The 12,642-nt window shown below is 50.8% G+C and carries 15 protein-coding genes; 6 read left to right on the top strand and 9 right to left on the bottom strand.

All coding sequences use genetic code 11. The annotated features are described in order from the left end of the window. Nucleotides 1–25: 25 nt before the first annotated feature. The 3 genes from copZ to ACNA6I_RS12175 all read right to left on the bottom strand — a co-directional run bounded on the left by copZ (nucleotide 26) and on the right by ACNA6I_RS12175 (nucleotide 1,322). The gene (gene copZ, locus ACNA6I_RS12185; RefSeq protein WP_048013621.1) at nucleotides 26–232 is read right to left on the bottom strand and encodes a copper chaperone CopZ; all 207 of its coding nucleotides are present in this window, start codon (nucleotides 230–232) and stop codon (nucleotides 26–28) included. Between the two features lie 37 nt (nucleotides 233–269). Further along, nucleotides 270–581: a metal-sensitive transcriptional regulator gene (locus ACNA6I_RS12180; protein ID WP_048015083.1), complete on the bottom strand. Its 312-nt coding sequence runs from the start codon at nucleotides 579–581 to the stop codon at nucleotides 270–272. Between the two features lie 126 nt (nucleotides 582–707). Beyond that, a complete protein-coding gene (locus ACNA6I_RS12175) occupies nucleotides 708–1,322 on the bottom strand; it encodes a LysE family translocator (protein ID WP_416313382.1) in 615 nt (204 codons plus the stop codon). A gap of 111 nt (nucleotides 1,323–1,433) precedes the next feature. On the opposite strand from ACNA6I_RS12175, the gene ACNA6I_RS12170 reads away from it, so the two are divergent. Continuing rightward, nucleotides 1,434–2,441, top strand: a complete 1,008-nt coding sequence (locus tag ACNA6I_RS12170; protein WP_416313381.1) for an NUDIX hydrolase — start codon at nucleotides 1,434–1,436, stop codon at nucleotides 2,439–2,441. Between the two features lie 200 nt (nucleotides 2,442–2,641). Further along, nucleotides 2,642–4,588: an LTA synthase family protein gene (locus tag ACNA6I_RS12165; protein WP_416313380.1), complete on the top strand. Its 1,947-nt coding sequence runs from the start codon at nucleotides 2,642–2,644 to the stop codon at nucleotides 4,586–4,588. 44 nt (nucleotides 4,589–4,632) lie between these two features. Here the strand turns inward: ACNA6I_RS12165 and ACNA6I_RS12160 are convergent, their stop codons facing one another. From ACNA6I_RS12160 to hxlA, 4 genes are all read right to left on the bottom strand, one after another. Then, nucleotides 4,633–4,932: a hypothetical protein gene (locus ACNA6I_RS12160; RefSeq protein ID WP_416313379.1), complete on the bottom strand. Its 300-nt coding sequence runs from the start codon at nucleotides 4,930–4,932 to the stop codon at nucleotides 4,633–4,635. Beyond that, the gene (locus ACNA6I_RS12155; RefSeq protein ID WP_416313378.1) at nucleotides 4,929–5,789 is read right to left on the bottom strand and encodes an alpha/beta fold hydrolase; all 861 of its coding nucleotides are present in this window, start codon (nucleotides 5,787–5,789) and stop codon (nucleotides 4,929–4,931) included. The genes ACNA6I_RS12160 and ACNA6I_RS12155 overlap by 4 nt, the downstream gene beginning before the upstream one ends. 96 nt (nucleotides 5,790–5,885) lie before the next feature. Then, nucleotides 5,886–6,443 carry a 6-phospho-3-hexuloisomerase gene (hxlB, locus tag ACNA6I_RS12150; protein WP_159644478.1) on the bottom strand — a complete coding sequence of 186 codons (558 nt, stop codon included), beginning with the start codon at nucleotides 6,441–6,443 and terminating at the stop codon, nucleotides 5,886–5,888. Between the two features lie 4 nt (nucleotides 6,444–6,447). Beyond that, nucleotides 6,448–7,080 carry a 3-hexulose-6-phosphate synthase gene (gene hxlA, locus ACNA6I_RS12145; protein WP_048005197.1) on the bottom strand — a complete coding sequence of 211 codons (633 nt, stop codon included), beginning with the start codon at nucleotides 7,078–7,080 and terminating at the stop codon, nucleotides 6,448–6,450. 156 nt (nucleotides 7,081–7,236) lie between these two features. Between hxlA and ACNA6I_RS12140 the strand changes: the two genes are divergently transcribed. From ACNA6I_RS12140 to ACNA6I_RS12130, 3 genes are all read left to right on the top strand, one after another. Then, on the top strand, nucleotides 7,237–7,590 hold the full coding sequence (locus ACNA6I_RS12140; RefSeq protein ID WP_048005196.1) for a winged helix-turn-helix transcriptional regulator: 354 nt from the start codon (nucleotides 7,237–7,239) through the stop codon (nucleotides 7,588–7,590). A 294-nt stretch (nucleotides 7,591–7,884) separates the two neighbouring features. Continuing rightward, complete coding sequence (locus tag ACNA6I_RS12135) at nucleotides 7,885–9,192, top strand: hemolysin family protein (RefSeq protein WP_048005195.1); 1,308 nt, start codon at nucleotides 7,885–7,887, stop codon at nucleotides 9,190–9,192. Between the two features lie 212 nt (nucleotides 9,193–9,404). Then, nucleotides 9,405–10,499 carry an NADH:flavin oxidoreductase gene (locus ACNA6I_RS12130; protein WP_063190784.1) on the top strand — a complete coding sequence of 365 codons (1,095 nt, stop codon included), beginning with the start codon at nucleotides 9,405–9,407 and terminating at the stop codon, nucleotides 10,497–10,499. Between the two features lie 93 nt (nucleotides 10,500–10,592). Here ACNA6I_RS12130 and ACNA6I_RS12125 read toward each other — a convergent pair whose 3' ends face one another. Further along, on the bottom strand, nucleotides 10,593–11,591 hold the full coding sequence (locus ACNA6I_RS12125; RefSeq protein ID WP_048005193.1) for a GTPase: 999 nt from the start codon (nucleotides 11,589–11,591) through the stop codon (nucleotides 10,593–10,595). A gap of 69 nt (nucleotides 11,592–11,660) precedes the next feature. Here ACNA6I_RS12125 and ACNA6I_RS12120 point away from each other — a divergent pair, with 69 nt between their 5' ends. Beyond that, nucleotides 11,661–12,122: an N-acetyltransferase family protein gene (locus tag ACNA6I_RS12120; RefSeq protein ID WP_414130285.1), complete on the top strand. Its 462-nt coding sequence runs from the start codon at nucleotides 11,661–11,663 to the stop codon at nucleotides 12,120–12,122. Between the two features lie 4 nt (nucleotides 12,123–12,126). Here ACNA6I_RS12120 and ACNA6I_RS12115 read toward each other — a convergent pair whose 3' ends face one another. Then, nucleotides 12,127–12,543, bottom strand: coding sequence for a hypothetical protein (locus ACNA6I_RS12115; RefSeq protein ID WP_048005192.1), 417 nt, complete (start codon nucleotides 12,541–12,543; stop codon nucleotides 12,127–12,129). Nucleotides 12,544–12,642: the final 99 nt, after the last annotated feature.

The following is a 12,642-nucleotide window of genomic DNA, read 5'->3' as shown; positions in this document are numbered from 1 at the left end:
ATGGACTGCACTCCCATTTGATTCTTTACACTACATCATAGCCTTGATCGTCGATGGTTTCCTTGATCTCGTCGAGGCTGACAACGGCATTGTCGAATTCCACTTCGACCTTGGCATCCGCGAGGCTTACGTTGACCTTTTTAACACCGTCAAGACCGCCTACATTCTTCTCGATGGCATTGACGCAGTGGTTGCATGACATTCCTTGTACATTCAAGGTGATTTGTTCCATGATAATCGCTCCTTTTGGTTGGGTATTCCGGTATGAGTTATTTTTTCATCAGCTTTTGAATCGTGACGACAAATTCATCGAGGACCGATTCGTCCCCTTCATTGAGACGGTCCACGACACAGCCCTTCAAATGCCCCTCGAGTAGGATCTTCGCTACGCTGTTGAGGGCGGACTGGGTCGCCGAAAGCTGTGTGATCACATCGTCACAGTACACGTCCTTTTCAATCATGCCTTTTATGCCGCGGATCTGCCCTTCGACGCGATTCAGCCGGCTGGTGAGATTCCGTTTCACCTCTTCAGGGTGATGACTCTTGCGGCAGGAGATGCCGTCCTTCAATCCATCTTCCATACGATCACCTCCCGGAAGCACGTTGCTTCCTGTTTTTCTCATTTGAGTCAAGTGTAATGTACCTGTAGGGGGTATGTCAAGTGGGTTGCTTATCCGAAAAAAGCACCTTCCATAAAAGAAGGTGCATCAGAGCAATTGAAGCAGGGCAAACACCCCGAAACCGAAGACGATGATCCCTGAAAGACGGTTGATCCAGGCGAGGGTGTCATCCGAGAATCTTTTCCTGAACAGGCTCACGCCGAAGCTCAGGGAGAGCCACCATGCGGCTGATCCAAGGAACACGCCCGTCACCATGAGAAGGGCCGACATCAGGTCGAAGTTGGACTTTCCGAGACCGATACCGGAGAAGATCCCGATGAAGAAAAGGATGGTCATGGGGTTTGTCACCGTCAAAAAGAAGACGGAGGTATAGGATTTCAGCAGTCCGCCACCCCTTGCAGAAGCAGCATGACCTGCAGGTCTGGAGCGGTACGTCTGGATACCGAGATAACAGAGGAAGAGTCCGCCGATCAGCTGAAGCCACAGCTTCTGGCTGATCAAAAAGCTCGTGATGAAGGTCAGGCCGAATGCGGCGATGCATCCGTAGATGGCATCGGCTGATGCGGCCCCCAGTCCTGATACGAATCCCGTCAAGCGCCCTTTTGAAAGGGTGCGGTTGATGCAAAGGATCCCGATCGGGCCGACGGGCGCTGCAACGGTGAACCCGATCAGCAGGCCTTTTAAAAGAAAAATGAAGTCCATATGTTCACAATCTCCTCAGAAGTTTCATTTTAGTATAGTAAAAAATCCGGTAGAATGAAAGAAGGATTTAAATGGAAGAAATGAGCCTTTTATAGGAAGGGAGAAGGAAGCGTGGAACCGATCAAAAAAGCGTACGGATACATAACCAGAAATCACGATGGAAGACCACAGGTATTGGTGTTTCAGCATCCGATCCTTGAAGCGGGTGTCCAGATCCCCAAAGGGACGGTGCAGGACGGAGAAGATCCTGAAGCGGCCGTCGTCCGTGAAATGATCGAGGAGACCGGCCTGACAGAATGGGGGAAACCTGAATTCCTTGCCGACGACAGGTGGCGAGCGGACGATGGAAGCATTCATCATCGGCATTTTTATCGCCTGGATCAGGGGGATGCTCCTGATCAATGGCAGCATGAGCCCTCTGGCGGTGGAGAAGAAGAGGGACTGCAGTTCACCCTGTTCTGGATTTCTTCACCGGGGGATATTCCGTTGGCAAGGGGACATGGGGACTATTTGCATCATGTGCTGGAAGAGAGACCGGAAGATGGCCTGAGGTGTCTGGAGGCATCCGAAGCCGTCAAACAGGTGTATATAATAGAAGAAGGTATGGAGAGGATCATTGGAGAGACGCGTGAACGGATTTCATTCGAAGAGGACGGCGCAGTCCTGGTGAGGGAACAGACCCTCACATCCGAAGAAATCGGGGATCGAAGGACCCTGACCCGATTGATGGCCTCCACGAATCGTCCCCTTTCCGTTGAGGATTCAGGTGGTGGCGTGAGGGCCGTGTATGCCGGAGACCATGTGATCATCGAGAGGGAAGGCGGGGAGAGGCGTATTTCTCTTCATCATGTTCCTGTGGATACGTTTTCGGTTGAGCTCCTCCTCCGCACGCTGCCTCTCGAAGGGGGCTATGTCCGGTCCTTCCATGCGTTCAATGTCCTTAAAGAAGAGGAGCAGCTCATCGAGATCCATGCGGATGAACAGCCCGACGGCTCCTTCAAGGTAAGGGTCGAGTTCGGTGCGATGACCCAGTGGTACTGGATCCGCACCGATACGCGCGAACTCCTGAAGCAATCGTCGGAGCCCGCTCCCGGCCTGAAGATGGAGTTTCGAAGATAGGCAGATCTCCAGTTGTATTCTTGCTGAAATTCAGGTAGAATGGTAAAGTTTTAACAATACTTTTCGTTCGGGGTAATAAATCGTTTACTGAACATGCGAGGCATGCCTGAAAATACTTGGGAGATACCCCCGACCGTGCTCCTCAAAGGCCTGCATCAGATCCATGTTTACTAAACCATTCCAATTATGAGGTGCGTAACATGCAAGAAGTTTCAACATCAACTAAGAATGTTTTCAGAGGGCCCATAGCCATATTTGTGTTAGCCGTCGTGCTCCTATGGATGAAAACGTATGCTGCCTATCAGATTGAGTTCAATCTTGGGATCGACAACAGCATGCAGAAATTTCTATTATTCTTAAACCCGTTAAGCTCAAGTCTATTATTCTTGGGAATCGCCCTGTTCTTCAAGGGGAAAGTGCAATCGACCCTGTTGATTGTCATTCAGTTCCTTCTATCATTCCTGCTCTATGCCAATGTCGTCTACTATCGTTTCTTCAACGATTTCATCACCGTCCCGGTCCTGATGCAGACAAAGACCAATGCAGGGCAGCTCGGTGACAGTGCCTTCTCCCTGATGACACCGTTGGACATCTTCTATTTCGCCGATACGATCCTCTTGATCGCGCTCTTGGCCTTCAAGGTGTCGAAGCCGGCCGCTAAGCGGAAATGGAAATCGGCAGGTCTTGTCATTGCCATGGCTGCCATCGTATTCTCCATCAATCTCCATCTTGCGGAAAAGGATCGTCCAGAACTTTTGACACGTACGTTCGACCGCAACTATCTGGTGAAATACCTGGGATCATACAACTTCACGATCTATGATATCGTCCAGAACGTCCAGACCGCGAGACAGCGCGCCATGGCGGACAGTAGCGACATCACCAGTGTGGAAAACTATATCAAAGCCAATTTCGCAGAGCCGAATCCTGCTTATTTCGGCAAGGCGAAAGGCATGAACGTGGTGTACCTTTCCCTGGAATCGCTGCAGTCCTTCATCATCGATTATGAGATCGATGGGCAAGAAGTGACACCGTTCCTGAATTCACTGGCTCATGATAATGAAACCTTCTACTTCAAGAATTATTTCCATCAGACCGGACAAGGGAAAACGTCCGATGCAGAGTTCATGATGGACAACTCCCTGTACCCTATGGCACAAGGATCGGTCTATGTGAGCAAGGCGCAGAATACATTCCACTCGGCTCCGGCCATCCTGAAGAAGGATGACTATGTTTCCGCGGTATTCCACGGTAACTACAAAACATTCTGGAATCGGAATGTAATGTACAAGTCACTCGGCTATGATAAATTCTTCGATGCCGAATACTACGATATGTCAGAGGATAACATCAAGAACTACGGCATGAAGGATAAACCATTCGTGGAAGAATCCCAGCCGCTACTTGAGAGCCTCGAGCAGCCGTTCTACAGCAAGTACATCCTTCTGTCCAACCACTTCCCGTTCAAGATGGATGAGGGAGATACCGACTTCCCTGCTGCCGACACGGATGATAAAGTTGTCAATCAATACTTCCAGTCAGCGCACTATATGGATGAAGCGTTGGAGCAGTTCTTCGACCAGCTGAAGGAATCGGGTCTCTATGACAACACGATCGTCGTCATGTATGGAGATCACTACGGAATCTCCGAGAACCATAACCAAGCCATGAAAGAAATCATCGGGAAAGACATCGATGATTATGAATATGCCCAGCTCCAACGGGTACCGCTATTCATTCATGCACCAGGTGTCAAAGGCGGTGCCAAGGATACGTACGGAGGAGCCGTCGATGTCATGCCGACCGTGCTCCATCTCCTCGGTGTCGATACGAAGGATTACCTGCAGATCGGATCCGACCTCCTGAGCAAGGATCACCGTGAAGTCATCCCGTTCCGTAATGGAGATTTCATCACACCGACCATCACATCGGTGAACGGCAAATACTACAGCAATGAAGACGGACAAGAGATCAAGGGTGACGGCTTTGCCGAGCTGAACAAGCAGGCGAAGACCGAGCTTTCCATCTCCGACAGCATCGTCAACAAAGATCTGCTCCGTTTCTACACACCTGAAGGTTACACGCCGATCGATCGTGATGACTACAACTACATTTATGACAAAGAAGCAGACGTGAATGATCAGTAAACATGACAGCCCCCGCCTAGAAATGGCGGGGGCTGTTTTACTAATTATGAAGAAGGGACGGTCTTCTTGCCTGCTCTTTCAATCAACACGTAATTGACGTAGGTGAGGGCAAAGGGGAGGAAGGCGAGAAAAAATGCCGTGTCAAGAAACCTCTCGATCTGTTTGGAGGAGTCGGAATGAAGTATAAGGATCACACTTGCTATAATAAGCGCATGCAGTGCAAAAGCGATGAAGAGTGCGAACCACTTCCGTCCGGTCCTGACATAAAAGGGGAGCGAAATCACGCTCGACAGACAGCAGCTGATCAAGGCTGTGAGTATAACGGTGCCGATATTCAGCATCATGCTTCACTCACTCTTTGAACCTTTCCGAAGAAGCATTCCATCACCGTCCGAAAGCGCTCCTTCTCCTCGAGGAATGGATAATGATTGCTTTCGTCAAATACGACAAGTTCTGCATGAGGAATTCTTTCCCGCATTTCTTCAGAGTAGAAAAGAGGACACTGGACATCATGGCGGCCGCAGACAATCAAGGTCGGCGTATCAATGAGGTGCAGCTTACGGGTCACGTCGAAAAGCTGGATCTCCCGATTGAAGAAGTCCATGCGCGTGGCACTGATCCGCTTCGTGACATGGGGAGGGAAGAGAGAGGGAAAAAGCTCCGGTTTGTATAAAGAAAACGAAATCCGCTCACGGGTCAGTGCTTTTCTCTCGTCTTCCGGAAGGCCAGATCCCTTCAAGGTGATGTTCAGCTCCTGCATCCGCACGTAGTCAGGGTGATCTTCATGGTAGATGCACTTAGATGATCCTGACATGAATTCCCTTGCTGCCGAACCGACGATCACAAGGGAATTCAGGCTTTGGGAAAAATAAATGCCGTACACAGTCCCGATCATCCCGCCGGTGGAATGGCCGGCGAACGTCCAGCTCTTGATCCCAAGGGACTCACGCACCGCCTCGAGATCGAATACCGTTTCGAGAAATCCGAGCTGGTACGGTTCATGTGCACGTTCCGAGTGCCCTGCTTCCCGCATATTCACAAGGAACACCTCATGTGTTTCGGTGAAGGCGTCGGCAAAATGGTCTCCTGAAGCATTGAATGCCGAGTAGTGATGGGTCACGCATAAAGGATCACCGCTTCCTTTACGAAAGACTTCAAAGCATCCCCGCTTCGTATCGAGTAGTTCCTGTTTCCATGTCATCCGTTTCACGTCCTTTCCCTTTTATATACGGCATTCAGGAGGGGATTTCCTGCATAACAAAACGCCCGCGAAAGATTCGCGGGCGTTTCTGTGTTCCTATTCCAGATTGGCATGCCTGCCGAACATCGTATCGGATGTGAGTCCTTTTTTATCCATATAGCGGAGGATGACCGCATCGTAGAACAGGAGGAGCGTCTGTTCGAAGAGGGAGCCCATCGGTTGGATGGTGGTACGCTCTTCACCTGATTCATGCTTCGGTGAACCGGGAAGCTCCACGACGATATCGGCCAGTTTTCCGATGGTGGAGTCGGGTTTGATCGTGACGGCCGCCACGGTCGCACCGAGCTCCTTCGCTTTCTCTACCATGGGTACGAGGCTCTTCGTCTCGCCTGAACCGGTGCTGATGATGAGGAGGTCCCCTTCTTCAAGGTTCGGCGTGACCGTTTCCCCGACCACGTATGCATCGAGTCCCATATGCATCATGCGCATCGTGAAAGACTTTGCCATGAGCCCGGAGCGTCCGGCACCTGCCGTGAAAATCTTACCGGCTTCCATGATGCGGTTGGTCAGCTGTTCCGCCGACCGGTCCCCGATCAAGTCCGGAGCCTTTGACAGCTCCTTCAGGATTTCGTTCATATAGCCTGTCGTCTGCATGGGGTTACCCTTTGTTGATGAGCTCGCGGATTTTCGCTGCAGTCGCTGCTTTATCATCCTGGGATGTGATGCCGCCTCCGACGATGATGAGATCTGGGTTTTCTTTGATCACTTCAGGAAGGGTCTCGAGCTTGATTCCGCCTGCTATGGCCGTTTTGGCGTTTTTCACGACGCTCTTGATGGTATGAAGGTCTTCGAATGAGTTCTTGCCTTCTGCCTGAAGGTCATATCCAGTGTGGACACAGATGTAATCTGCTCCGAACTGATCCAATTCCTTCGCGCGTTTTTCTATATCTTTCACTCCGATCATATCGACGAGGAGTTCTTTGCCTTGTTTCTTCGCTTCTTCGACGGCACCTTGGATGGAGGCATCTTCAGCCACTCCGAGGATCGTCACGATATCTGCGCCTGCTTCTGAAGCTTTCATCACTTCATAGCCTGCTGCATCCATGATTTTAAGGTCGGCAAGAACAGACAGGGAAGGGAATGCTTCCTTGATTTCCTTAACAGCCTTCAGTCCTTCATTGATCACGACAGGAGTTCCGATTTCCACGATGTCGATGTATTCTTCTACTTCCTTGACGACTTCCTTCGCCTCGGGAATGTTGACTAAGTCCAGTGCAAGTTGTAATTTCATAGATCCTTCACTCCTTGAAAAAATTTGTGCTGTGCGGGTCACCCCTTCAGCAATTTCACTATAACGCATGAGGTGAATCCATGTAAGTACGCACATTTTACTTACATAGTGTCAAAAAGTATACTAAGGGATAGAATTCAATCAGGAGGTAGCCCTATGTCACGCTTAGAAGAGAAAACATTCCAATGTGAAAAAGAACTGACCCTCTCCGTCATCGGCGGTAAATGGAAGATGCTCATCCTTTGGCATCTTGGAAAAGAAGGGACCAAACGATTCGGAGAGCTCAAAGCCCTCATGCCCGGAATCACCCAGCGCATGCTCGTCAACCAGCTCAGAGAGCTTGAAGAAGACCAGATCGTCCACCGTGAGGTCTATCCCGTCGTCCCTCCCAAAGTAGAGTATTCCCTCACAACACAAGGTCAAACACTCATGCCCATACTCGAATCCATGTACGAATGGGGCAAAACGTATATGACCACGTTGAAAGAACCAAGCAAAATAGAAGCATAAATAACGATTTAAAAAAGACTGAATCCGCATGAGGACGAGGCTCATACAGATTCAGTCTTTTTATGGAGAGGTAGCGTTGAATCCGTTATCATTCATATGGGAAATGTTATAAAGCCAACCAGGAACTACCGGTGAGGCATTCGATTCTCCACACAATTGTCATATTATCCACCGGTGACAGGATGGTTCTCCTGTATAATTCTAGTAACCATCACGTTATCGTTTGGTCCATGGAGGACCATAAAGGATCTATATTATTGGAGGTGTAAGTCTTCCTTCGGGTAAGACGATGTATTGACAGCCATAAACTTAACGATTTTTGCCATTTTGATCGCCCTCACCGCTTTTTTTGTCGCAACGGAATTTGCGATGGTGAAGGTGCGTTCCACCAAAATTGATCAACTAGTATTCGAAGGGAAAAGGGGAGCGGCTTCGGCCAAAAAGGTTGTCAGTCATCTGGATGAGTACCTGTCAGCCTGTCAGCTGGGCATCACGGTGACCGCCCTCGGGATCGGATGGGTGGGTGAGTCCACCTTCGCCGTCATCTTAGAGCCGATCTTCAGTTTCCTGAATATCGGCGAGTCCCTTTCAAGCGTCCTTGTCATTGCCATCGCCTTCATGATTGCGACCTTCATGCACGTTGTCATCGGGGAACTTGCTCCGAAAACGCTGGCGATCCAGAAGGCGGAGACGATCACGCTCCTGACAGCCGGTCCCATCATCCTGTTCTACCGGATCCTTTTCCCGTTCATCTGGTTCCTCAACGGATCTGCACGTCTCCTCGTCCGGGCATTCGGTATGAAGCCCGCCTCCGAGCACGATGCGGCCCACTCCGAGGAAGAACTCAGGATCCTCATGTCTGAAAGCTATGAGAGCGGCGAAATCAATCAGAATGAACTGACATACATGAATAATATCTTCACCTTCGACGAACGACTAGCGAAGGAAATCATGGTCCCTAGAACAGAGATGGTGACCGTGTCCGTCGACCAGGGATTCGATGAAATCATGGATCTCATCAAGTCGGAGAGATTCACGCGATACCCGGTGATCGATGGGGATAAAGACCACGTCGTCGGATTCATCAACGTCAAGGAGCTCCTCACTGAACGGTTGAGGCAGGGCAAGAGGACGGGGGACGACTTCTCCCTCAAATCCCATATCAACCCCATCATCCGAGTGGTGGAAACGGCCCCTATCCACGATGTGCTTCTCAAGATGCAGAAGCTCCGCACCCATATCGCCATCCTGGTCGATGAGTATGGCGGCACCTCGGGCATCGTGAGCTTCGAAGATATCCTCGAGGAAATCGTCGGCGAGATCCGCGATGAATTTGACCAGGATGAAGTGGCACCCGTCAGGAAGCTGAACGATCATCACTTCATCATCGATGCGAAGCTTCTGATAGAAGAAGCGAATGAAGTGCTCGGCATTGAACTCGAGAACGAAGAAGTCGACACGGTCGGAGGATGGTTCCTATCCAACACGATCGAAAGCGAAGCAGAGCTTGAGTCCCACGGGTACGTGTTCAAAGTGCACAAAAAGGATGGATATCACATCCAGTATTTAGAAGTGAAAAAGCCTGAGTCCCTCGTTTCCTGATGGGAACCTTGCATGGCCACCGGAGAGTATACTCTCCGGTGGTTTTTTGTGGTCATAGAAATAGACTATCGATCATCATCAGATGCGCGCTGTTTCAGTTTGGCGGATTTTGTCTTACTCATGTGGATGGGCTAGCGGGGAAACAGATTGCTTTCTTTCTCCAAATTGATTTGAAATAATGGTGAATAGATATCAAAAGGAGGAATTCTTTCATGAGTCAATCTGTGAATCCGTTATTTCAACCTTTCCAATATGGAGCCCTATCCCTGCCGAATCGTACGGTGATGGCACCGATGACGCGCGGGTTTTCACCAGGGGGCGTACCGGGGCAACCCGTCGTCGATTATTACCGCAGACGCGCAGAAAATGAAGTAGGCCTGATCGTCACGGAAGGTACCGGCATCAACCATCCGGCATCCGTATCCGGTGACAGCATCCCGTTATTCCACGGGGAAACGGCCCTGGAAGGATGGCGAGCAGTCGTGGAGGCCGTCCACGAAGCGGGAGGAAAGATCGTTCCCCAGCTTTGGCATGTGGGGATGACCCGCAAGAAGGGCGAGCTACCGAACGCTGAGGCACTGCCCGTTGGACCGTCAGGCTTGACACTTACCGGGGAACAGGTGACTGAGCCGCCGACGACGGAAGAAGTGGAACAGCTCGTCGCAGCCTATGCCCAGGCGGCAGCCGATGCAAAACGGATCGGATTCGACGGCATCGAGTTACACGGTGCCCACGGATACCTCATCGATCAATTCTTTTGGGAGAAAACGAATAAGCGGACCGACCGCTATGGCGGCGATCTTGTAGGACGCACGCAATTTGCCGTCGAAGTCATTGAGGCATGCAGGCGTGAAGTCGGACCGGACTTCCCGATCATCTTCCGTTTTTCACAGTGGAAGATGACCGACTATGTTGCGAAGCTCGCCAGGACACCGGAGGAGCTTGAGCAATTTCTTACCCCTCTTGTCGAAGCGGGAGTGGACATATTCCACTGCTCGACGCGCCGTTTCTGGGAACCTGAATTTGACGGCTCTCCTTTGAATCTCGCGGGCTGGACGAAGAAGCTCACCGGAAAACCCGTCATCTCCGTAGGATCCGTCGGCCTGAACGGTGAATTCACCAGCTTCTCAGAAGCGGAAGCCACCGATATCTCTGAGCTCACCGAACGCCTCGGAGACGACGAATTCGACCTTATCGCCATCGGGCGCGCCGTCCTCCAGGACCCCGAATGGGTCAAGAAAATCAAAGAAGGACGCACCGACGAAATCCGCGCATTCAGCAAAGAATCGCTGCAAACATTATATTGAGTGCCAAAATGACGCATGGGGACGGTTCTCATGCGTACATACAACACAAACGCAAAAGCAGCACGGGCCATGGCCCGTGCTGCTTCTTTTTCGTTACACGTCTTTCTTCTTCGAAAACATCTCATACAATTTGCCTAAACTTTTGGGATCCAGGTCAATATCGTTCTCGTATGCGTATTTGATGGCGTACCCGAGGGCGAGGGTCATGCCGCCTGCGATGCTGGCGCCTGCGGCCATTCCTGCTCCCGGGACGAGTTTGACGACCTGGCGGAACAGGGTCTTTCCGACGTTGCCGGTGAGGGTGGCAATGGTGAGCTCCTTTGCCCGGTCCTTTGTCAGGGGCTTATCGTAAAGGGTGGCGAGCTTGACCATCATGCCGACCTGTATGGCGGTGAGGGGCACCATGTCGGAGCCCGGGATCGGAGAAGCACCGATGGCCGTGGAGGATCCTGCTGCTGCGATGATCCATTTATTCGCCGTCGATGATTTTTCCTTCAGGTGTTTAGCGAAAAGGATATCTTTTTTTTTCTCCTGGAGGATATCGAGGATCGCACCGCGGAGCATCTCCATATTCTCGCCTGTCTTGGAAGAGATCGGCGTCACTTTGTAGCGGTAATTCGTATGATCCTGGATGTACTTCACCAATCCTGGAATATCTTCTGCCGCGTCGATCTTGTTCAACACGAAGATGATGTTCCGGTTGATCTTGCGGACCTCTTCGAATGTCTTCCGCTCTCCTTCAGAGAACACGGTTCCGGCCGCATTCAGGAAGAAGAGGATCACATCGGCTTCTTTATAGAACTTCATCGTTTCGGCGGAATTTTTCTGATTGATGTCATCAAGTCCGGGTGTATCGGCAAAAATGATCTTATCGGTATAGGCGTACTTCTCGATGAGGGAAGTCTCCCCGGGCTGTGCGCCGACCTTGGCGACTTCATCGCCCATGAGCATGTTGATCGTCGACGATTTGCCGGCGTTCACATCCCCGATCATGGCGAAGACGATTTCCTTATCGAGCTGAGCGTTGATTTCATTCACTTCTTGGTCGTAGGCCTGTTCGAATTCTTTATCATGAAAAGAAAACACGTTCATCACTCCTTATCCTAATAGTAGCAGAATGTGGAGAAAGCCGGAAGCGCGGAACTCTATCCACGTAGTATAATGATGGAAAAAGGAAGAAGGGGAACAGTCATGAAGATCATCCCTTATCAATCTGGATTCGGTCCGGAAACCGTCAGGATGTGGAGGGAAAGCAAGGAAGCAGCCATCGGCCAAAAGGACATCCATTCATTCGAAGAACATCTTTATTTTCTTGATGAAATCCTGCCCGCAGACCATGAAGTGGACATCGCCCTCTTAAACGAATCGGTGATCGGGATCATTGCTTACAACAGGACTGAGATCAGCCAGCTTTATATCCATAAGGACCATCACGGGAAGGGCGTCGGGACGGCACTTTTGACACATGCCAAGGAAGCGTCATCCGGCATCCTGACCCTTTATACCTTCGAAGTGAATGAGGGGGCCAGGCGATTTTACGAAAAGCACGGCTTCCGCATCATCGGCCGGGGACATGAGAATGAAGAGCAGCTGCCTGACCTTCTATACGAATGGCGACGCTGATGCCTCACCGTATTTTCACGAGGGTTGATTCCCTGCGTACCAGATCGACTAGGGCCGGGTAGCGATCGAGATAGGCATAGCTTTGGGGAGCGTGGAATCCGAAGTGCTCCTTCAGGTAGGTGAAAGGGATCGGTTTTTCCAGACGCCAGAGCTCCAAGATGGGGAAGGCGAACCGGTACTTGGTACCGCCTTCGTTGAACCGCGCATCGCCATCACCTCGAACCTCCACTTGATCCGGGAATTCAACGGGTGTAGCGGTCCTGGCTATGTAGGTGAGGGCAGATGATGGGGCCGATTCATAGATCCACAGGAAATCCGTCTGCCGCTTCGGCTTCACGCTCCGGAATTCATGCACCTTCGTGCCTTCTGATATCAGGGTGCAGTACTGGGGGTGTATGCTGATGAATATGCCTTTCTCCATTGGGGTGCCTCCTTTTTATTCACTGCATGCTTTGATTATAGCAGGAAGGGATCCAGTCATTTTCATCAAATTTTCATTTATGTTTGCTACATTGGACTA

Source organism: Rossellomorea sp. FS2 (assembly GCF_047915635.1).
Taxonomy (GTDB): domain Bacteria; phylum Bacillota; class Bacilli; order Bacillales; family Bacillaceae_B; genus Rossellomorea; species Rossellomorea marisflavi_A.
This window is presented reverse-complemented; position numbering and strand designations above follow the sequence as displayed.